This window comes from Ignavibacteriota bacterium, from assembly GCA_016708125.1.
GTDB lineage: Bacteria > Bacteroidota > Ignavibacteria > Ignavibacteriales > Melioribacteraceae.
The window spans coordinates 1,241,374-1,262,138 of the sequence record JADJGF010000001.1 but is presented as its reverse complement, the minus strand read 5'-3'; the positions used below and the strand labels follow the sequence as shown (position 1 = coordinate 1,262,138).

General features: G+C 31.4%; 15 protein-coding genes, 1 other RNA gene and 1 pseudogene. 12 read left to right on the top strand and 5 right to left on the bottom strand.

Going from position 1 to position 20,765, the window contains the following annotated elements; all coding sequences use genetic code 11:
• Window positions 1-14: 14 nt before the first annotated feature.
• Together IPH62_05735 and IPH62_05730 are read right to left on the bottom strand one after the other, a co-directional pair.
• On the bottom strand, window positions 15-539 hold the full coding sequence (locus IPH62_05735; GenBank protein ID MBK7104765.1) for a DUF1858 domain-containing protein: 525 nt from the start codon (window positions 537-539) through the stop codon (window positions 15-17).
• Between the two features lie 122 nt (window positions 540-661).
• Window positions 662-1,894 carry a DUF438 domain-containing protein gene (locus IPH62_05730; protein MBK7104764.1) on the bottom strand — a complete coding sequence of 411 codons (1,233 nt, stop codon included), beginning with the start codon at window positions 1,892-1,894 and terminating at the stop codon, window positions 662-664.
• Between the two features lie 218 nt (window positions 1,895-2,112).
• Here IPH62_05730 and IPH62_05725 point away from each other — a divergent pair, with 218 nt between their 5' ends.
• The 7 genes from IPH62_05725 to IPH62_05695 all read left to right on the top strand — a co-directional run bounded on the left by IPH62_05725 (window position 2,113) and on the right by IPH62_05695 (window position 11,329).
• Window positions 2,113-2,694 carry a TetR/AcrR family transcriptional regulator gene (locus IPH62_05725; GenBank protein MBK7104763.1) on the top strand — a complete coding sequence of 194 codons (582 nt, stop codon included), beginning with the start codon at window positions 2,113-2,115 and terminating at the stop codon, window positions 2,692-2,694.
• An 11-nt stretch (window positions 2,695-2,705) separates the two neighbouring features.
• Complete coding sequence (locus IPH62_05720; GenBank protein MBK7104762.1) at window positions 2,706-3,302, top strand: TetR/AcrR family transcriptional regulator; 597 nt, start codon at window positions 2,706-2,708, stop codon at window positions 3,300-3,302.
• A gap of 26 nt (window positions 3,303-3,328) precedes the next feature.
• Window positions 3,329-5,620, top strand: a complete 2,292-nt coding sequence (locus IPH62_05715) for an MMPL family transporter (protein MBK7104761.1) — start codon at window positions 3,329-3,331, stop codon at window positions 5,618-5,620.
• A gap of 1 nt (window position 5,621) precedes the next feature.
• The gene (locus tag IPH62_05710) at window positions 5,622-6,398 is read left to right on the top strand and encodes an outer membrane lipoprotein-sorting protein (GenBank protein ID MBK7104760.1); all 777 of its coding nucleotides are present in this window, start codon (window positions 5,622-5,624) and stop codon (window positions 6,396-6,398) included.
• A 168-nt stretch (window positions 6,399-6,566) separates the two neighbouring features.
• Window positions 6,567-7,805: a hypothetical protein gene (locus tag IPH62_05705; protein ID MBK7104759.1), complete on the top strand. Its 1,239-nt coding sequence runs from the start codon at window positions 6,567-6,569 to the stop codon at window positions 7,803-7,805.
• 212 nt (window positions 7,806-8,017) lie between these two features.
• Entirely contained in the window at window positions 8,018-10,468 is a 2,451-nt protein-coding gene (locus tag IPH62_05700) for a TonB-dependent receptor (protein MBK7104758.1), read from the top strand.
• 9 nt (window positions 10,469-10,477) lie between these two features.
• Entirely contained in the window at window positions 10,478-11,329 is an 852-nt protein-coding gene (locus IPH62_05695) for a DUF4249 family protein (protein ID MBK7104757.1), read from the top strand.
• Window positions 11,330-11,377: 48 nt separating this feature from the next.
• On the opposite strand, the gene IPH62_05690 is transcribed toward IPH62_05695, so the two are convergent.
• Both IPH62_05690 and IPH62_05685 read right to left on the bottom strand, forming a co-directional pair.
• Window positions 11,378-13,000, bottom strand: a complete 1,623-nt coding sequence (locus IPH62_05690) for a cbb3-type cytochrome c oxidase subunit I (protein MBK7104756.1) — start codon at window positions 12,998-13,000, stop codon at window positions 11,378-11,380.
• 29 nt (window positions 13,001-13,029) lie between these two features.
• Window positions 13,030-13,578 carry a cytochrome C oxidase subunit II gene (locus IPH62_05685; GenBank protein MBK7104755.1) on the bottom strand — a complete coding sequence of 183 codons (549 nt, stop codon included), beginning with the start codon at window positions 13,576-13,578 and terminating at the stop codon, window positions 13,030-13,032.
• A gap of 245 nt (window positions 13,579-13,823) precedes the next feature.
• Between IPH62_05685 and IPH62_05680 the strand changes: the two genes are divergently transcribed.
• From IPH62_05680 to nrfA, 3 genes are read left to right on the top strand one after another with little or no spacing between them, the layout of a single operon-like run.
• Window positions 13,824-14,909 carry a 4Fe-4S binding protein gene (locus IPH62_05680; GenBank protein MBK7104754.1) on the top strand — a complete coding sequence of 362 codons (1,086 nt, stop codon included), beginning with the start codon at window positions 13,824-13,826 and terminating at the stop codon, window positions 14,907-14,909.
• Window position 14,910: 1 nt separating this feature from the next.
• Complete coding sequence (gene nrfH / locus IPH62_05675; protein MBK7104753.1) at window positions 14,911-15,516, top strand: cytochrome c nitrite reductase small subunit; 606 nt, start codon at window positions 14,911-14,913, stop codon at window positions 15,514-15,516.
• Between the two features lie 23 nt (window positions 15,517-15,539).
• Window positions 15,540-17,027 (top strand): ammonia-forming cytochrome c nitrite reductase, encoded by a 1,488-nt coding sequence (gene nrfA, locus IPH62_05670; GenBank protein MBK7104752.1) that lies wholly within the window; start codon window positions 15,540-15,542, stop codon window positions 17,025-17,027.
• Window positions 17,028-17,255: 228 nt separating this feature from the next.
• Here nrfA and IPH62_05665 read toward each other — a convergent pair.
• A pseudogene (locus IPH62_05665) lies at window positions 17,256-18,390 on the bottom strand (integrase).
• Between the two features lie 196 nt (window positions 18,391-18,586).
• Here IPH62_05665 and rnpB point away from each other — a divergent pair.
• An RNA gene (rnpB, locus tag IPH62_05660) (RNase P RNA component class A) lies at window positions 18,587-19,030 on the top strand.
• A gap of 21 nt (window positions 19,031-19,051) precedes the next feature.
• Entirely contained in the window at window positions 19,052-20,764 is a 1,713-nt protein-coding gene (recJ, locus tag IPH62_05655; GenBank protein ID MBK7104751.1) for a single-stranded-DNA-specific exonuclease RecJ, read from the top strand.
• The last annotated feature ends 1 nt before the right edge of the window (window position 20,765 follow it).

Here is a 20,765-nt window from a genome sequence, read left to right as displayed (position 1 = left end):
TTATGAATAAAAATTTATTTGTAATTATTTTTTTTAATAAAAGTATAAACTTCTTGCGCCGATTTATTTTCCGAAAAAACTTCAAATCCTTTTTCTTTCACAATATCGATTAATGGTCCGGGCAAAAATGGAGTAATAAGTAAATATGTTTCATTCTCATTTAATGTTAGAATTTCTTTCGTCACTTTTGAAATTGGATGAACTCCGTTTTCTAAATCCAAAGTTGCATCATAAGTTATTTTTATATTTTCTTCTAAAACCCAAGCTGGCTTTGGCATATTGGCATTTTTATTTTCTTCAACTTTTATTTCATTTTGTCTGGCTTCAATTCTTAATTTGTTAATTAATTCTGCCAAAGAAACTCCACCAACTTTACTTGCTTGTCGCAGAGTTGTAACCTTTGCAATTGTTTTCCGCAATATTGGATTTTTTAATTTCTTAAAAGGCGGAGCAATTTCAATTAATTTATCTTCAAGTTCCGGATAATTATTTAATAAATCCGAAACTTTTGTTTCCGGTGTAATTTGTAATTTATTCATAATGCATATCCTTTTGATTTTTTAGATTCCGGTATTTGACTTTGTCAAAACCGGAATGACAGTTTTTTTCTTTTTGTTTTTATATTATGCTTTTTCGTTTCACGTTTTTCGTCTCAACGATTTTACTTTTCGTGCTTCAAAAGCCTTCTCTCACCCTCAATTTTATTGATCTTTGTAATATCTTGTGTAACTTCTACGGTTCCCAAATATTCATTATTTTTATTTCGCACGGCATAATAAGCAATGTGAATTAATTTTCCGCCCATGTTAATCCAGAAAATTGCTTCATCTTGTTTTCCGGTTTTAAAATCATTTACAATTTGATTTACAATATGTACACTGCTCGGCGGATGACAATATTGAACTTCTCTTCCAAGAATTGCTTTTGCTCGGCTAAAAATTCTTTCTTTACCTTCCGAGAAATATCTAACTTTATCATCCTTATCAACAAAAGTAATATCTTGCGGAATGCTGTTCAGCATTGCTTCAAGTTCTTCCACAGTAAACGAACCGGTAGAAAGTTTAATTTTTTTATCAGAAGATTTATCAAAATTTTCATCAATTGTAACATTTGGTTTCCACTCAATTTCCGGCGAATAAAGACAAAAACCAATTTCATCACTTTGTTTGTAAATTTCAAACCAATCAATTTCCGTTAAAGTATCCATGCACATCGGAAATAAAATTTGCTCTTCTTTATAGAACATTTCTTGAATTCCGTTTATTGCCTGATAAAACATTAATTCCCAAAATCCTTTAACTTCTTCCTTTGTAACTTGCGGAGTTTCACGCAAAAGTTCAATACTTGATTTAAGGAATCCCCTTATTTCATCGTGCTTTCCCCACATTACCATTGGCGGACCGGTAATATTATTTTTTTCTAAGTATGGAAAAATTAAATTTTCCTTTCGCACATAATGTTTTTCAATATCCATCAAATTGTTAAAATGTTGATGAATTTGCATAAGTAAATCATTGCAATTTTCTTCGGAATTTCTCGAATTTATTTTGTGATAAATATGCTGAATTTCATCAATCTCTTTTTGCAATGCGGAATTTTCCTTTATGAAAGTATCAACCGGATGTCCCGCCGGAATTCCCTTTGCCATTGATGTATCAATATTTCCTTTTAAAGCGGCTGTGTGAATATCGCAGAATTTTAATACTTCTTCGCGTTCCAAACCCTCACTAATTAATTCCTCTTCAGCTTGAACAACTTCGCCGTAAGGAACATTTCCCATAAGTTCGGTTAATTCTATCTGCACTTCATTTGCTGATTTATCTTTGTGAAGAGTTAAAATTAATTCTTTTAGTTTATCAACTCTAATTCTGCTGTTATTTATTAATTCGCTCATTTATTTTCCTTTCCAAAATATTTCTAAATTATTTAGACTAAATATACATAACAAGAATAAAAATTCCGAATATAAAATTTCGACAACGAGTGTTATTTTGTGATTTACCTCAATTTAAATTTCTAAAAGAATTTTACATTAAACTTTTCACTTGACAAGTCGATAATTTTAGCATAAATTTGTTAGTGAATGTTAACAAACTATTTTGGATTTAAGAAATGGCAAAATTTACAACTGAAGAAAGACAAAAAACAATTATTGATGAAGCATTAAATATAATTCACGAAGGTGGATATGAATCTTTATCCATTAGAGAATTAGCTTCGCGTGTAAAAATAAGTGAACCGGCAATTTATCGCCATTTTTTAAATAAAGAAGATATTGTGTTGGGAATTCTTTCTAGAATCAGCAATTTTGATCAAAAATTAATTGAAAGTGTGAATAAGAAAATTGATCCAAAAGAAAAATTGAATGAATTTATTCTATTTCATTTTAATTTTCTCGATAAAAACAAAGCGATGACCTCAGTAATTTTTTCGGAAGAAATGTTTACACAGAGTAAAATTTTGAAAGAAAAATTAATGCAGATAATGGGTCTAAGATTAAAAATAATTGTTGAAATAATTAATGATATTAAAAGTAATCAAAAAGTAAAAGATGTTGATGCGGCAGAAATTGCGAAAATTATTATGGGATTTATAAGAATATGCGTGCTTGAGTGGAAGCTGAATAATTTTAGTTTTTCATTAAAAGAAAAAGGCGAAAACATTACAAAAACGTTTGAAAAGCTAATTTTTTAATTAAAAGTAAAATGATTGCAAAAGACAAAAAATATAATCTTTATGCACAAGCTGGGGAAATCATTCTTTCCAAAGGGATAAATAGATTCAACATCTCATATTTGTGTAAAAATGTTAGTATTAGTAAAAAGACATTTTATAAGGATTTCTCATCAAAACAAGATTTTCTAGCAAAATTTTATTTGGATTTGCTCCATAAATCATATTTTGAAATTATAAGTACAATTCAAAATAATAATACATTTTTTGAAAAATTTGAAAATATTGCAAAAATTGTTCAAAAACGATCTGTTTACTTCAACACAAATATTTTATCTGATATTGGAGAAAAATTCCCCGAAGTTTTAATTCAAACAAATAATTTCAAACAAAATAGAATTTTACCGCTTTTTACATTATTGATTGAAAATGCACAAAAGCATAATATGATAAATAATTTTAAACCAAAAACTATATTGAATTTATTCTTTTCAATTATTTCATCAAATTCAATAATTAACACCAAATGTGAAAATGAAAAAATCAAAGTTGAATTTACTGAAATTTTCCATATTCTGTTAAAAGGTGTATTAACAAAAAAGGGCAAAAATTTTTTAAACAAATGTTAGTTAACATTAACTAAGGATATATAAAAATGAACAAATTATTAATTAAACTTCTTAACTTTCCATATTTGATATTGGCTGTAACCTTACTTCTCTCCGCAGTATTTTTTTCCAAAATGATCGAAAACTCACGAATGGAAACCGATCTTGATGAATATATGCCGCAAGATCATCCCGCATTTGTTTACAGCGATAAAGCGGAAGAATGGTTCAATATTAAAGACGGAATTATTGTTGCTGTTGAAAATAAAAATGGAGTTTACAATAAAGAAACTTTGCAGATAATTAAAAATCTTACAAAGAAATTTCAAAAAATGCCGCAGATTGAAAAGGAAGATGTTACATCTCTCTACACTGCTGATAATATTGTTGGAACTGAAGACGGCATGGATGTTAAAGCTTTTTTTACAAAAGTTCCGGAGAGTGAAAATGAATTTAATGAACTTCAAGAAAAAGTAAAATCAAATGATATGGTTTACGGAAGATTAGTTTCTGAAGATGAAACTGTTTCCATAATTATTGCAGCTATTAATGATGATGTTTTCACACAAGAATTTTATGAAGAAATCCTTGATGTTGCAAAACAAGCAGAAACAGAAAACGTAAAACTTCATGTTGCCGGAAGACCAATAGTAGAAGGTACAATGGCACTTCTCGGTCCAGCCGATATGAAAAAAATGGTCCCGATTGTTTTAATTGTAATTATTCTTGTTTTGTACATCACAATGCGAAGCGTAAGAAGCACAACTTTAACAATGCTCGTTGTTTTGTTCAGCACGCTTTGGGCTTTTGGTTTAATGGCACTAGTAAATATTCCAATTTATGCGGTTTCCACAATGATTCCCGTTATGCTTATTGCTATTGGCGTTGCCGATGGAATTCATCTTTACAGCCATTTGCAGCTTTTTGTTTATAAAAATCCTAATGCAACAAAAAAAGAAGCCGTTTCCGATATGCTGATTAAAATGTGGAAACCGGTTGTAATGACATCAGTAACAACTGCAATTGGATTTATTTCATTGTTAACTTCACAAGTTTATCCAATAAAATATTTTGGAATTTTTACTGCTTTCGGAGTAATGGCAGCAATGGTTTTCTCATTGGTTTTAATTCCAGCCGGCATTATGATTTTTGGTTTGCCAAAAAGAAAGTTTAAGGATAAAAAACAAGAGAATAATCAATTTGCGTTTTCTTTAACGGAAAAAATAATAAAACACAAAAGTGTATCAATTATAGCAACTATAATTATTGTTGCTGTTTCTATTGTTGGAATTACAAAAGTTTGGATTAACTCGAGCTTTCTCGATAAGTTTGAAAAAGATAGCGATATAGTTCTTACTGATGAATTCATAAACAAACATTTCGGCGGAACTTCAACAATAAATTTAATTCTTGATAGTAAAGAAAAAGACGCATTCAAAAATCCAAATGTGCTAAAACTTGTTTCAACAATGCAGAATGATGTTGTTAAAACCCAAGCGCTGGTTGGCAATTCCTTTTCTCTTACTGATTACATTGAAAGAATGAATAAAGTAATGCATGCCGATAATGAAGAGTTTAATTCAATTCCCGATCAAAAAGATTTAATAGCTCAATACTTGCTTTTGTATGAAATGTCCGGTGATCCGGAAAATCTTTGGAAGGTTGTTGATTACAATTACAACAAACTTAATGTAAACTTCCAGCTTAAAAGTGATAATTCAAAAGCAATAAATTCTGCAATTTCTGAAATAGAAAAATATAAAGACGATTTCAAAAAACTTGGAATTGAAATGAACTACGCCGGTTCCGGTTACAAAGGTTTAGTATTTACGGATTTAATTCTCGAAGGACAAATAATGAGTTTAATAATGTCACTATTCATTGTAATTATTTTAATCGCAATAATGTTTAAAAGCATAAATCTTGGATTGATCGGCTCTGTTCCAATAATTATAACAGCAGTTTTAGGCTTTGGAATAATGGGCTGGATGGATATTCCGCTAAACACAACTACGGCTTTACTTTCAAGTATTGCAATAGGAATTGGAATTGATTATGCAATTCACTTTTTAGAGCAGTATAAATTTTATTCGCAAAATAACAACAAACTTTTAACAGCACAAAATACAATGTCACATTCCGGAAGAGCAATTTTATTCAATGCTGTTGTGGTTATTGCGGGATTTCTTGTATTGCTTTTTTCAGTATTTCCTCCAAACAGAGAATTGGGTGCGTTGGTTTCAATAAATATGTTTATCAGTTTTATCGGAACAATAACAATTATGATGATTTTATTAAACATGTCAAACATTTACTTTAAAAATAAAAAGGAGAACTAAAATGAAAACCTTAAAAATAATGGCAATGCTTTTTGCAGTAATTTTAAACAATGAATATTATGCACAAAAATTAACTGGTTTAGAAATAGTTGAAAATGTTTATAACAGATCTGTTGGCGAAGATATGACAGCAGATTTAACAATGACATTAACAAATTCATCCGGCGATAGCAGAGTGAGAAAGATCAAACAATTTTCCAAAGACTTTGGAAGGGTTGAAAAGAAAATTATGTTTTTCGTAACACCGGCGGATGTAAAAAATACTTCATTTATGAATTGGAGTTATGATGAAGAAGGAAAGGATGACGATCAATGGATTTACTTACCGGCATTGAAGAAAACCAAACGAATTTCAAGTGATAGCAAAAGTGATTACTTCATGGGTTCTGATTTTACTTATGATGATCTTGGCGATCGTCAGCCGAAACAAGATAATCATAAATTATTGCGCGAAGAAAATGTAAATGGTGAAAATTGTTTCGTTGTTGAAAGTACACCTAAAGATAAAGATTATATGTATTCCAAAACAATAACTTGGATTATTAAAGACAAATGGATTGGATTGAAAAAAGAGTTTTATGATGAGGATGGTGAATTACTTAAAATTTTAAATGTAGATAAATACGAAAACATAAACGGATTTTTAATTATTACGCACACTGAAATGAACAACAAACAAAATGATCACAAAACAATTATGGAATTGAAAAACGTAAAAATCAATACCGGCATTGATGATGGTAAGTTTACGGAAAGAATTATGATAAAAGGAATGTAAGTAACTGTATTCAGAAAACAGAATTCAGAATGCAAAATAAAAAAGTTGCACAAAAATAATTGTCATTCCCGCATGTTTTTAGCGGGAATCTATTATTCTAATAATTTGCAAGCTCAATTGTGAATTAACAAAAGTTTTTAAGAATTAAAAATGATTAGGAAACAAAAAATGAAAACGAAAATAATTTTAATATTACTAATTATTGCAAACGGATTGTTTGCTCAATCAGTTGATTTTTCCGGATATGTCAGAAATTATTCGGGAATGCTTGCCGGAAACGGAAATTCAGATTTTATAATTCAGCAAAATACTTTCAATCTAAATATTGAAAAAAATCTGGGTGTTTCATCGTTCAAAGTAAATCCAATGCTTTATCATAATAATCAAGACAGCTTAACACTAAAACTGCGCGAGATTTATCTCGATCTAAATTTTGATAATATTGATATTCGTTTGGGAAAGCAGCAAATAGTTTGGGGAAAAGCAGATGGAGTTTTCATAACTGATATAATTTCGCCAAAAGATTTGTATGAATTTCTTCTTCCGGATTTTGATGAAATTAGAATTGGTGTAATCGGGGCAAAGCTAAATTACTATTTGGGAAATAATACTTTTGAATTTGTTTGGCTTCCGGTTTTTACTTCGACAAATTTACCAAACAATAATTCAATTTGGGCGCCGCAAATGAATTTTGCAATTCCGCCAACTTTTGATAATTCGAAAAAAGAAATTATTCCCTCTTTAGAGAATAGTGAAATTTTCATGAAATATTCTGCACTTACAGAAATTGTTGATTTTGAATTAATGGGCGGATATATGTTTGATGACGATGCGGTAATGTTCAGCACAATTTTGCCGAATAATCTTGGCGGAATGAATTTAACAATTACTCCGGAATATAAAAGATTATCGGTTGCCGGCGGAAGTTTCAGCACAACTCTTGGTCCCTTTGTTTTGCGGGGTGAAGGAGCTTATTACTTTGGAAAATATTTTAATACAAATAATCTAGCAGTAGATAATGGAACGATTAAAAAGGATTATGTTCAATATATGTTCGGCACAGATTTCACTTTATTCGATATAAATATTAGTACGCAATTTATTCAAAAAGCAATTTTAGATTATGAAGAAATTATTCAGCCAAATAATTTATTTAATGATGAGTATAATAATATGCTAACCTTTCTCGCAAAATATTCTATGTTGAATGAAACATTGGATTTAGAGCTTTTTACTTATTACGATTTTGAATTTGACGATGCGTTAGTTAGACCAAGAATTTTATACAATTTTTCAGATGCAATTAATTTACAATTTGGAGCAAACATTTTTTCCGGCTCAAGCGGACAATTTGGTCAATACAATTATAACGATATGATTTACGGAAAAGTGATTTATAGTTTTTGATTATTTAATTTCCAAATTCAAAACAATGACTAGTAAAATAAATACGCCCAATATGTCGAGCACTTCGACCAAATTTGAAATTATGTTTTTGTGATAAATAAATAATTTAGAAAATCATTATAAAAACGAAAATTTAATTGTGGCATAATTTTTAATAATTATTAATGCTTTTCTAAATCAGAATTTTTACTAATCTTTTTACGGAAATTAAATTGACACAATTATTTTCTCTCTCAAAAAAGACAATAATTTTATGTCTTTTACTTGTATTTACGCTGCAAGTTTTTGGTCAGCAAAATGATAACAAAAATGTAAGCCGTAATATTAAAGGTTTTATTAAAGATGCAAAAACCGGTGAACCTTTAGTTTATGCAAACATAATGATCAAAAATACAAGCGTTGGAACTTCTTCTAACTTAAGAGGATATTTTATTTTGCCGGATGTTCCAGATGGCGAAAGTATTCTTGTTGTTTCTTATATCGGATACAAAACAAAAGAAATTCCAATAAAAAATTTTAATGCAGAAATAAAAATAGAATTAGAGCAATCCAACTATTCAACGGATGAAGTTGTAGTTGTTGCCGATCAATATAAGTTTTGGAAATCTTCAGAACTTGTAGGACAAATTACAATTGCTCCGGCATCACTTTCCAAACTTCCAAATTTAGGTGAGAAAGATATTTTCAGATCTCTGCAATATCTTCCCGGAATTAGTGCAATAAATGACGGCTCTTCCGGCTTATATATTCGCGGCGGAACTCCCGATCAAAATCTTGTTCTACTTGATGGAATTACGGTTTATCACGTTGATCATTTTTTTGGATTTTACAGCGCATTTAATGCCGATGCAATTAAAGATGTTCAAGTTTACAAAGGCGGTTTTGATGCAAAGTACGGCGGAAGAATTTCAAGCGTTGTAGATCTTACCGGAAAAACCGGAGATATGAATAATTTCAGATTATCTCTTGGCGGAAGTCTGTTAAGCTTAAATGGAGTTGCAGAAATTCCTTTAAAAGGAAAAGGAAGTATCTTACTTTCTGCCCGCCGGTCTTATGCGGATTTAATAAATATTGGTTTGTACGATGACATTTTTAATTTCTTGAGCGGAGAAGACGCGGCATCAACCTCAACTCCAAAAGGAACCGGAAGAATGAATCAGACTACAGTTTCAACAACACCATCTTTTTACTTTTATGATTTTAATTCGAAATTATCTTACCAGTTAAGTGATAAAGACTTTATTGCAGTAAGTATTTATAATGGTCAAGATTATCTTGATGAATCCCAAGACCCAACAACAGTTACGCTTAAGAATAATGCCGGAAGTGCTTCTCGTAAAATTGATGATGTTACAGATTGGGGAAATATTGGCTCGAGTATAAAATTAACAAGACAATGGTCGGATTATTGGTTCTCCGATTTCACAATTGCTTACTCAAATTATTTTAGTAAAAATAATGTAAACAATTCTTTTGATCTTAATGTTGATACAACAAATATTGCTTCAACAAAAACATCATCTTCTACTTTGCAAGATAATAACGTTAGAGATTTCACACTAAAATTTGATAATGAATATTCGCTTTCGTTAAAACATAAATTGGGATTTGGAGCATGGTTTTCGAATATCGAAACAGATTATCTTTATACGGTAAATGATACTTTAAACATTATAGATACAAAACAAAATGGTTATCATTTTTCCGGTTATGTTCAAGATAAATGGAATATTACGAATGAATTGGATTTAAATTTAGGATTACGAACAACTTATTTTAATCCGACAAAAAATATTTATTTGGAACCAAGATTTTCATTCAGATATAAAGTAAATGATTTAATAAAAGTGAAAGGTGGTTTGGGTCAATATTATCAGTACATAAATCAAGTAACAAGCGAAGATGTTTTAGAAGGAAGCAGAGATTTTTGGCTAATTTCAAGTGAAGAATTACAACCGGGTTCATCACAGCAATATACTTTGGGCACGGAATTCGAAACTCCGGATTATCTTTTTAGTGTTGAAGGATATTATAAAAATATTGATAACCTTTTAGAATTTACACAGAGGATTGTAAGAAGTCAGCAAAGCCGACAAATTGTAAAAACAAATTATGTAACAAATTTTTTTCAAGGTACGGGAATCTCAAAAGGTGTTGAATTTTTAGCTCAGAAAAAATTTGGAGATTTAAGCGGCTGGGTAAGTTACACACTAAGCAATGTTGAATATACATTTCCGGAGTTTGATGACGGCGATCCTTTTCCCGCAAACCAAGACAAAACTCACGAATTGAAATTTATTTTAGCATATGAAACCGGAAATTGGAATTTTTCTGCGGCGTGGATTTATGCCTCGGGTGCGCCTTACACAGCTCCGCAGCTTCAATATTCAATAGAATTACTTGACGGAATTGAACAAAGTTATATTCATGTAAGTGAAAAAAATGTTTATCAATTACCGGATTATCACCGTTTGGATTTAAGCGGTTCTTATCGCTTTGCAAGAAAAACTTTTGATGGCGAATTGGGTTTATCAATTTTTAATGTTTACAACAGAGAAAATGTTTGGTATAAAAAATATGATTTAACTGTCTCGCCCGTAGAAATTACAAATGTATCAATGCTTGGTTTTACACCGACATTATTTGTTAAGTTTAATTTTTAAGGAAAAAAGATGAACAAAATAAATACATCAAAATTACTGATTAAATTAAAATCACTATTTATAATTATTCTAATTTCAATTTTTATTCTTAGTTGTACGGAAGATTTGTATGATGAGCCGACAGTTGATGATGAAATGGTTGTTGTAAGTGCTTTTCTGTTTGAAGGTGAAAAAATTGAAAACATAAGATTAACAAGAACATTTCCGCTTGGTTCCGAGGATACAATCGCAATGCCAATAAATGAAGCAGAGATTTATTTATCGAAAGACGGAAATGAATATTTACTTCAAAATGCCGATAGCCTAAACGGATATTATGTTTATGAGCAATCTGATTTGGAAGTAAAATCGGGAGATATATTTTCTCTTAGAATAATTTACAATAATGAAACAATTACTTCCTCAACATTAGTCCCGGTAAAACCAAACAATGTAAATATTTTCCCGGAAACTTTGGCGTTAACAACTACATCCACTGGGTTTGGCGGATTTGCATCAGACACAAATTCAATAAAGGTAAGCTGGAGCAATCCCGATTCAACTTTGTATTATGTTGTAATTCAAAATTTAGAGGCAAATCCAATTTTGATAACTTATACTTCCGGGAAAGCAAATTCAGCCAAAGTTACATTTCCGCCAAGTGCAACAAGTGAGTTTTTAATAGGAAGAAGAAATATAACTTACTTTGGAAGACATGCCGCAATTGTGTATAAAGTAAACCAAGAGTATGCAGATTTGTATGAATCCAGAACTCAAGATTCAAGAAATTTAAATGAGCCAATCTCCAATATTGATAATGGTTTAGGCGTGTTCAGCGCATTTGCAAGCGATACGGTTTACTTTAACGTTGTTAGTGAATAGAATAAAAAATAAAATGGACTCAAAATAAATTGAGTCCTTTATTAAATTTTATTTTTGAGAAGGCAGCAAATCTTTTGTTTTTAATTTTGAAGGCATAAAAATTCCAATAACACCGTTTAATCCAACGGTCATTACAATATTATAGAAGAATGCTAAAAATCCGAATAACAATAATGATCCGGCTATAGCTGCTAAAATCATATACAAATTAAATTCGCCGTTGAAATAAACGGCGCGGCGTAACATTCCTTTTAATCCAGCCATTCCCATAAAAGCTCCCATTCCAATTCCGCCAATTAAATGTGCCCAAAAGTGAAAGTTTGCTAATTTCTGATTGTACAATTCAGCGCCATTTGTAAGAACCGGAAGCAAAATATAAATTGCAGAATAAAGTGTCATTGTTAATCCAACTAAAATAGCAACGTGAACATGTGGACCAATAATCCATTGAGTATTGTGCAGAATTCTATTTAATCCTAAATCTGCTTGCATAATTCCAGCCGGAACAGCGAGAGCAAAACCAAGTAATCCGCCTAATAAAAATTTCAGTGGATTTGTCATTTTCAATGGTCTTGCACTCCACAAAGTTACAAGCGTAATAAAGAAAGCTAAACCTTGTGTGATAAGCTCAAAAGCTGTTACCATTTCACCGGATAGAATTTTTAAAATTCCGGGCTGTGCTTGATCCGACATTAAATGATGTGACCAAACCGTCCATGAAACAACCATTTCAACAAATAAAGCCGCGCGCGCAATATTTTCCATAAATAATTTTTTTCCGGAAATCATCGTTGCAAGTAAATACCAAGTTCCGGCAACGAAAATTAATACTAATCCATCTGCAATTAAATCCAATCCCCACCAAAACCAATTTTTGTAAAGCAAGGCATCAACGGCAGAGTGCTTTAAACTTGAGCCGGCAATTTCCGCAATCATGTAAACAAGAATTAAAACTCCGGTAAATAAAATTATTCCGGCATTTAAAGCCGTATCAACAGTTCCTCTTGCAATTGCCGCAACGGGAAGAGAAACCAAATGTTCTTCTTTTTTCTTTTTAAACAAATTTTTAAATCCGCTTAAACCCAATGCAGATTTGATCAACTCACCACCCGGTTGTTTTTCCCAACCTTGCGGAGTGTAAGCAATAGTTTTGAAAATATTTATCACAAAGAAAACAGTTCCAACCATAACTAATGCAATTCCCAAAATAAAAAATGTTCCGCCCCAAACACTAAATTGCGTAAAGTCTGCAGGTAAAGGCCAATACAGTGTGTACAATGGCGAATAGTGAGATATAAATCCCGCAAACCAAAATATAAAAGTTCCGATAGCAATTAACCATAAAGTCCAATTTCCAAGTTTGATACTCCATAAAGGTTTTTTCATCAAGAAGGGAACGAGAAAAAGAAAAGCTCCAAACACAATTGAATATGTTGAACCAAAAATTCCAACAAGAGGATGTGCAGTCATAATTGCAAAAAATTGTTCGTTGCCGATCGCTTCAATTGGTTTTACTTCATACAATCTCATTATCATTCCCTCAATTACCGCAAAGGCATAATAGACTAATCCCACAACAACAAATCGTAAAGTTAATTTTTGCATTGGTGTTAAAGTGTTAGGTTTGAACAAACCTTTTTCACCTTTCATAAAAGTTTCTAAAAAGTTCATATTAGTTCTCACATTTAATTATTATAATTTTATTCAGTTACTTCAACAACATCTTCAACAACCATTTTTATTCCTTTCCAGCCGGAATATTCTGTTGATCGGATTGAATAAACTCCGGGTCTATCAAATATCCAAAGTATATCATTAACATGACCGGGAATCACTTGCATTTGAAACATCATTGAATTGTCTTTTCTAAAAACACCGAAGCCATATGTGAGATCTTCGGAAGCAACATTGAACAAAACTTTTTCATTTACTTTAATTTGAAGCTTTTCTGAGGGAAGAATAAACTTGTGATCTGCAACAGAAATTTCGAAAACTTTATCGGGAGTAATTTCCGCGCGATCAAGATCCATCGGCTTCCAAGGAATTGTGTAATGTGTAGCAATGTGAAGCGAGACGCCAATTAAAACTAAAAATCCAACAAATGAATAAAAAACCGCGGGCTTAACTTCTTTACTTTTTCCATCGCGGGTAACTTTGTAGGCAAACCAAGCCATAAGAGACATAATTGCTAAAACATAAAACGTATAAGCAAAAGTTTGTCCGGTTAATACAACGTTTGAATCAACCATATTTCCTTCCTTTTTTTGTTTGAAGAAAAATTAATTATCAGATTTAAAAGCAGAATATTTTTTCCGGTTTAAACATATCACAAAAAGATGTTCGTGTCAATTTATTATTTTTTATATGCTGTGTTTAGTGATTGATCACTTCCCGAATAAGTAATAGATGCTCTTTATTATATCATTGACAAATTTATCTTTTTATAATATATTAAATAGCAGAATTTAAAATCTGATTATAGAAAGCATATAAAATGTCAAAAATAGATAAGAATCTCGAAAAACCTATTCAAAAATATAGATTATATATTCAGCTCTTATTTGTTGCAATTGTTTTATGGATTGGAGTTGAATTTTATTTATTCACAACTTTTTTAGAAAGTAACGGAACTTCAACTTTTTACGAAAGACCACCCGGAGTTGAAGCTTTTCTTCCCATAAGCTCATTGATGAGTTTATACTATTTTATACTTTCCGGTGAAATTCATCAAGCGCATCCGGCGGGATTAGTAATTTTTGTGGGAATTATTTTTGTTTCATTTATTTTCGGAAAATCTTTCTGCAGTTGGATTTGCCCAATTGGATTTATCTCGGAATCACTCGGAGATTTTGGTGAAAAAATTCAAAAAAAATTATTTAAGAAAAGATTACAAATGCCGCGAATTTTAGATTATCCTTTACGAAGTTTAAAATATTTGATTCTTGGATTTTTTGCGTATTCTATATTTTTTTCAATGACAGCCGAAGCGGTAAGATATTTTCTTGATTCACCATACAACATAATCTCCGATGTGAAAATGTATTATTTCTTTGCTCACATTTCACAATTTTCATTAATAGTAATTACAGTACTTTTTGGTTTATCAATTATATTTAGAAATTTTTGGTGCAGATATTTATGTCCTTACGGTGCCTTACTTGGATTCATTTCACTTTTCAGTCCAAATAAAATTGTAAGAAATAAACAGAGTTGTATCGATTGTAATTTGTGCGCAAAGGCTTGTCCATCATTTATAAAAGTTGATAAAGTAAAAACAGTAATTTCCGATGAATGCACAACTTGCATGAGCTGTGTTGATGTTTGTCCGGTAAAAGACACGCTTGAGTTAAAATCAATTTACACAAAAAAGAAAGTATCAAAAAAAGTTATTGCAATTGGAGTTGTAGCAATTTATTTTGCAATAATCACAATTGGAATGATTTCCGGAAATTGGCAAAATGAAATTCCTAAAGAAAAATATTTGAAATTGTATCAGCAAAAAAATTCGATTGATCACATAAGAAGTTCAGAGGATATTAAAGAGTTAAATCAAATTTCAAATTCAAACAAGAAAGAATAAGATGAATAAAAAGAAATTAAACTTTTTATCAAAATTATTATTTCACATTTCGCCACCCACAAATTGGAAATTTTCTGTAATAATTCTGCTTGGAATAATTGTGGGATTAGGTATAAATATTCTTCACATTTCGAACGCAGTTTCGTATTTATCTGATGACCCGAAAGCATGTATAAATTGCCATATTATGTTTCCGGAATTTGCAACATGGGAAAGGGGAAGCCACGGAAGAGTTACGAATTGCAATGATTGTCACGTTCCTCACGATAATGTTTTTAGAAAATATATGTTTAAAGCAAGTGATGGTTTACGCCATGCAACAATGTTTACATTCAGACTTGAGCCTCAAGTTATAAGAATTAAAAATGCCGGAAGAAATGTTGTTCAAGAAAATTGTATTAGGTGTCATGCAAATTATTTGCATCCGGTTTCTTTAAGATCAACAAATGCAAAAAGTATTTTTGATGAATTAGATGGTGTTTGCTGGGATTGTCATAGAGAAACTCCGCACGGAAACATTCATAGTTTATCTTCTGCGCCAAATATTATTAGACCGAATAACAAGCAAGTAATCCCAGATTGGATTAAAGAAAATATTAAACAATAAATTTTAAAGTAGAAGGGATAAAAATGAAATCAATAAAACAAAAAGTTCAAGAAAAATCATTATATGGTTGGATGTTATTTTTGATAACCGTAATTGTAGTTTTCTTAATAGGACTATTTGCATCTTCTATCTTAGAAAGAAAAAATGAAGCTTATTACACACTGCAAATGGTAAAACCAATTCCGGATGGAGAAACCAGAAACGAAGTTTGGGGAGAAAATTTTCCGCGTGAATATGAATCATATAGAAAAACATTAGAAACCGGATTTGCAAGTAAACATGGTGGTTCTGTAAAGAGAGATTATTTACAGCAATATCCGGAATTAGTAGTAATGTGGGCAGGATATGCTTTTTCCAAAGAATATAACCAAGGAAGAGGACACGCCTACGCAATAACGGATATAAGAAATATTTTGAGAACCGGAGGAAATGTTGAAAGTCCAATGCCCGCAACGTGTTGGACATGTAAAAGTCCCGATGTTCCAAGAGTTATGGAAAAAGTTGGTGTTGCAGAATTTTACAAGGGAAAATGGAAAGAAAATGGTGATGAAATTGCAAATCCGATTGGTTGCGGAGATTGTCACGATAATAAAACAATGGCTTTGAAAATTTCGCGACCGGCATTAGTTGAAGCTTTTGAACGACAAGGCAAAAAGATGGAAGATTTTAGTCGGCAAGAAATGAGATCTTTAGTTTGTGCACAATGCCACGTTGAATATTATTTTAAGAAAGAAGGAAATTATTTAACATTTCCTTGGGATAAAGGATTTTCGGCAGAGGATATGGAAAAATATTATGACGAATATGAATTTACAGATTGGACACACAAACTTAGTAAAGCCCCGATGTTAAAAGCTCAACATCCGGATTATGAATTATTCATGACCGGCGTTCACGGAAAACGCGGTGTTGCTTGTGCTGATTGTCATATGCCTTATAAAAGCGAAGGCGGAGTAAAATTTACAGATCATCACGCGCAAAGCCCTTTAGCAAATGTTGCAAATTCATGTCAAGTTTGTCATAGAGAAGAAACAGAAACTCTATTAAAAGATGTTTACGAAAGACAAGATAAAGTTGAAGAATTAAAAAGAATAGCAGAAAAGAATTTAGCGGCAGTTCACTTAGAAGCAAAAATTGCTTGGGATAGTGGAGCAAAAGAAGTAGATATGAAACCGGCATTGCAATTAATCCGCCACGCACAATGGAGGTGGGATTGGGTAGCTGCAGCAAACGGATTAGGATTTCATTCACCGGTAGAAGCAATGAGAGTTTTGGGCACATCAATAGATAAAGTAAAAGATGCAAGAAAAGAAATTGCTTTAATATTAGTAAAGTTAGGTGTTAAATATCCGATAGATTTGCCGGATATTTCTACTAAAGAAAAAGCCCAAAAAGTTATTGGATTAGATATGGATGCTTTACGAAACGATAAAGAAGATTTCCTAAAAACTACTGCTGTTGAATGGGATAAAAAAGCAAAAGAAAGGCAAGGGACTTTAATAAAATATTAGTTTTAGAAATAATTTAATTTTAGCCCGATCAAAAATCGGGCTTTTTGTTTTATAATTTCTCTAAATAATTATAATAAAATCCAGTTGCCTCAAAATAAAAGGTAACTATGGTAAAGAAAAAATGTTGAAAAAAGAGTTCATAAAAATTCCAAATAGATAATAAAAAGTAATAATAATTGTTTCTTTTTTTGCTACTTTTTTTCTTTCTTTGTTAATATGTTGATAACGTCAAATCAACTTCAAGATTTCATTTATTTTACGAGAGATTGAGTTTTGTAGCAAAAAGGGATTTAATTTTGTGTGTTTATTTGTCAAGAGGATTTTAGTTTTCTTAGAGACAACCGTAGAGTCTAAAATTCTTTGAAAAGGGGTTTTAGGCTGATCGTGTTTTTTGATAACTTGAGAGCCATCGCGAACTTTGGAAATAATTTTAGAAGAAGGAATAAAGAAGTTAAAAAACAAAGACCATTCATTAGTAAAATATCATTCATCAGCTCAACAATTTTAATATTATCGAAGCGATGATAACCAAAATATTGCCTGATGTGAGTCCAATTTTTACCTTCAATATGTACATTATCGTTTTTCATATAAGCTCGTGAACGAGTATAGTCAACCGGTTGTTTACGTTTCGTGAAGTAAGCCAATAGATGCCAGTTAAGAAATTCACCACCGTTATCAGAATCAAAACCAAGAACTTTGAAAGGGAGAGAATTCTCAATAGATTCAATAGCCTTAAAAGTTCCTTGTTGTCCTTTGCCCCATATAGCACGTGCTTCAGTCCATCCGGAGGCAATATCAACAGTGTTAACTGTATAGACAAAACTACCAGTAATCGAGTCTCCACAATGAGCTACGGTATCTGCTTCAATAAATCCCGGGGAACTCTCATCCCACTGGTTTGTTTTTATTGGAATTTGTTTTTTGATTAAAGAACCCGGTTTGGTTGTTGATAATCCTTTTTTCTTAAATTTATTCCTAATCGGTTTTAAGAGTCGGTCTATTGTTGCTGGTGAAATTCTGAGAAGAAGTTTTCTATTTTCTTCTGTTAGTTCTCCCTCATAAAATGGAAGCCATAGTGGTATTGCATATTTTAATCTTTTTGAGCAAATAAGATTAGTTGATTTCCAAATATTCTTTAATGCTGCTATTATCTCATTGTGAGCAAATTTTTTTTTCTGCCGGCTTTTTTCTTTGGGGTTCCTTTTATTTCTTTTTTATTCAATACCCTTATTATATATTTTCTATTATATCCACAAGTAGTGCATATTTCATAAAGAAGTTTCTGTTTTTCTGCCTTATTTGAACTTAAATATCTTGCTCGTATAGCTGCAATATACTCTTGTTTCGACTTTTTGCTCATAATATTTCCGCTTTTTTCGGTTACTTATATTATGAGGCAACGTATTGTTTTCCTAATTAACTTCGGTTACTTTAATTGTGAGTCAATTCGAAATACCTTACAAATAAATTTTTATAATGAAAGACAATATCTTTTTTGTTATATTCGCTTAGTTTTAGTAAAATAAATTATAAAATAAAAAAGAAGAGATTCTGATGATTCAAGTTGGGCAATTGCTGTTTGAGCTGTATATGCTTGAATAGAGGAAAGTCCGAACACCGAGAACAGAGTGCCGGGTAACGCCCGGGGACTAATTATGTAAATATTTAGTTACGGAAAGTACCACAGAAAAGATACTTCCTATTGAAATTGGCAATAAGCCAATACTTGATAGGTAAAGGTGAAAAGGCAGGTTAAGAGCCTACCGCTTTAATAGTAATATTAAAGGTCTCGTAAGAGAATCCCAATTTATTGGGATCATGGCAAACCCCACTTGGTGCAAGGTTAAGTAGAAAGCTTTACAAAAAATTTTTGTAAGAAGGATGTTCTCCCTTTGCTTTCGGGTAAACCGCTTGAATTTTAGAGCAATCTAAAGTCTAGATAAATAATTGCCGCCCTTTTTTAAAGGAAACAAAATTCGGCTTATAGACTTGGATCATCAAATTTTCTTCATATTGCGAAAATAATGAAGAAAAAATGGACACTTAAAGATCCTCCAGAAAAGAGTAAGATGCTTGCATTGGCAGACAGTTTAAATATTTCAACTGTTTTGGCGAATTTACTTATTCATAGAGGTGTAACAAATTTTTTTGAAGCAAAATCTTATTTCAGACCAGACCTCGATTCAATACACGATCCCTATTTAATGAACGATATGGAAAAAGCAGCTAATAGAGTTATCAGCGCTTTAACCAATAACGAAAAAATTTGTGTGTATGGCGATTATGATGTTGACGGTACTTGTTCTGCTTCATTAATGTACTTGTTTCTAAAAGAATTAGGAGCAAATGTTTACGTTTATATTCCCAATAGATTAACCGAAGGTTATGGTTTATCCTTTGAGGGAATTGATAATGTTAAAAAAGACAATGTTCAATTAATAATTTCTGTTGATTGCGGAATTACTGCGGTTGAAGAAGTTAGTTATGCAAATACTTTTTCTATAGATACAATTATTTGCGATCATCATCAGCCAAAAGAACAATTGCCAAATGCTTATGCAATTCTTGATCCGCTAAAACCGGGTTGTAATTATCCATTCAAATATCTTTCGGGTGCCGGAGTTGCATTTAAATTAGCAAGAGCAGTTGCCGATAGATTCGGTAAAAAAGAAATGGTATTCAAATATTTGGATTTAGTTGCACTTGCCGGAGCTGCTGATATTGTTCCACTTATTGATGAAAATAGAATTTTAGTAAGAGCTGGAATTGAACAAATAAATGTTAGCCCTCGCCCGGGAATTAAAGCTTTAATTAAAATAGCAAGAATGGAGCTCGGTAATTTATCGGCCGGACAAATAGTTTTTACAATTGCGCCAAGAATAAATGCCGTTGGAAGATTAGGAGACGCAAACAGAGCAGTTGAACTTTTTAATACGGATAGTTACGAAGAAGCCGAAAGATTAGCAAAAATTCTTGAGTCGGAAAATTTAGAAAGACGTAAAATAGATGAAGTAACATTTTCTCACGCACTCGAATTAATTAAGGATATCGAAGATTTCGATAGCAACATGGGAATAGTTTTACATCATGATAATTGGCATCCGGGGGTTGTGGGAATTGTTGCCTCAAGATTAGTAGAAAAATATTACAGACCCGCAATAATGCTTACAACAATTGACGGAGTTGCAAAAGGTTCTGCAAGAAGCATTACCGGTTTTGATATTTATGAAGCTTTGGAAGAATGTAAAGATTTATTAATTCAATTTGGCGGACACAAAGCTGCTGCCGGATTAGAATTAGAAATTGATAAGATTGATGAATTCAAAATTAGATTTAATAAATTCTTAAGCCAAAATTTAAATGAAGAAGATATAATTCCGGAAATAAAAATTGATGCAAAAATTTCATTAAGTGAAATTACGCCAAAATTTTTAAGAGTTTTAGAACAATTTGCTCCATTTGGTCCTGGAAATATGAGACCGGTATTTTTAGCAGAAAATGTAAAAATTATTGCAACACCAAGAATTGTTGGAACAAATCATTTTGTAACAACTTTTTGCCAAAACGGTGCCGATAAAGTGTTTGATGCAATTGGATTTAATTTAGGTAAATTTGTAAGTGAATTTGAAAATAATAATAATCTTGTTGATATTGTGTTCACAATAGAAAAAATCGTACGCGATGGAAGAACATATCCGCAAATTAGAGTAAAAGATATTACAATAAAGACATAAC

Bases quoted from the DNA above. Each gene is read 5' to 3' on its own strand.
- IPH62_05735 (MBK7104765.1), bottom strand. From the start codon at position 539: ATGAATAAATTACAAATTACACCGGAAACAAAAGTTTCGGATTTATTA.
- IPH62_05730 (MBK7104764.1), bottom strand. From the start codon at position 1,894: ATGAGCGAATTAATAAATAACAGCAGAATTAGAGTTGATAAACTAAAA.
- IPH62_05725 (MBK7104763.1), top strand. From the start codon at position 2,113: ATGGCAAAATTTACAACTGAAGAAAGACAAAAAACAATTATTGATGAA.
- IPH62_05720 (MBK7104762.1), top strand. From the start codon at position 2,706: ATGATTGCAAAAGACAAAAAATATAATCTTTATGCACAAGCTGGGGAA.
- IPH62_05715 (MBK7104761.1), top strand. From the start codon at position 3,329: ATGAACAAATTATTAATTAAACTTCTTAACTTTCCATATTTGATATTG.
- IPH62_05710 (MBK7104760.1), top strand. From the start codon at position 5,622: ATGAAAACCTTAAAAATAATGGCAATGCTTTTTGCAGTAATTTTAAAC.
- IPH62_05705 (MBK7104759.1), top strand. From the start codon at position 6,567: ATGAAAACGAAAATAATTTTAATATTACTAATTATTGCAAACGGATTG.
- IPH62_05695 (MBK7104757.1), top strand. From the start codon at position 10,478: ATGAACAAAATAAATACATCAAAATTACTGATTAAATTAAAATCACTA.
- IPH62_05690 (MBK7104756.1), bottom strand. From the start codon at position 13,000: ATGAACTTTTTAGAAACTTTTATGAAAGGTGAAAAAGGTTTGTTCAAA.
- IPH62_05685 (MBK7104755.1), bottom strand. From the start codon at position 13,578: ATGGTTGATTCAAACGTTGTATTAACCGGACAAACTTTTGCTTATACG.
- IPH62_05680 (MBK7104754.1), top strand. From the start codon at position 13,824: ATGTCAAAAATAGATAAGAATCTCGAAAAACCTATTCAAAAATATAGA.
- nrfH (MBK7104753.1), top strand. From the start codon at position 14,911: ATGAATAAAAAGAAATTAAACTTTTTATCAAAATTATTATTTCACATT.
- nrfA (MBK7104752.1), top strand. From the start codon at position 15,540: ATGAAATCAATAAAACAAAAAGTTCAAGAAAAATCATTATATGGTTGG.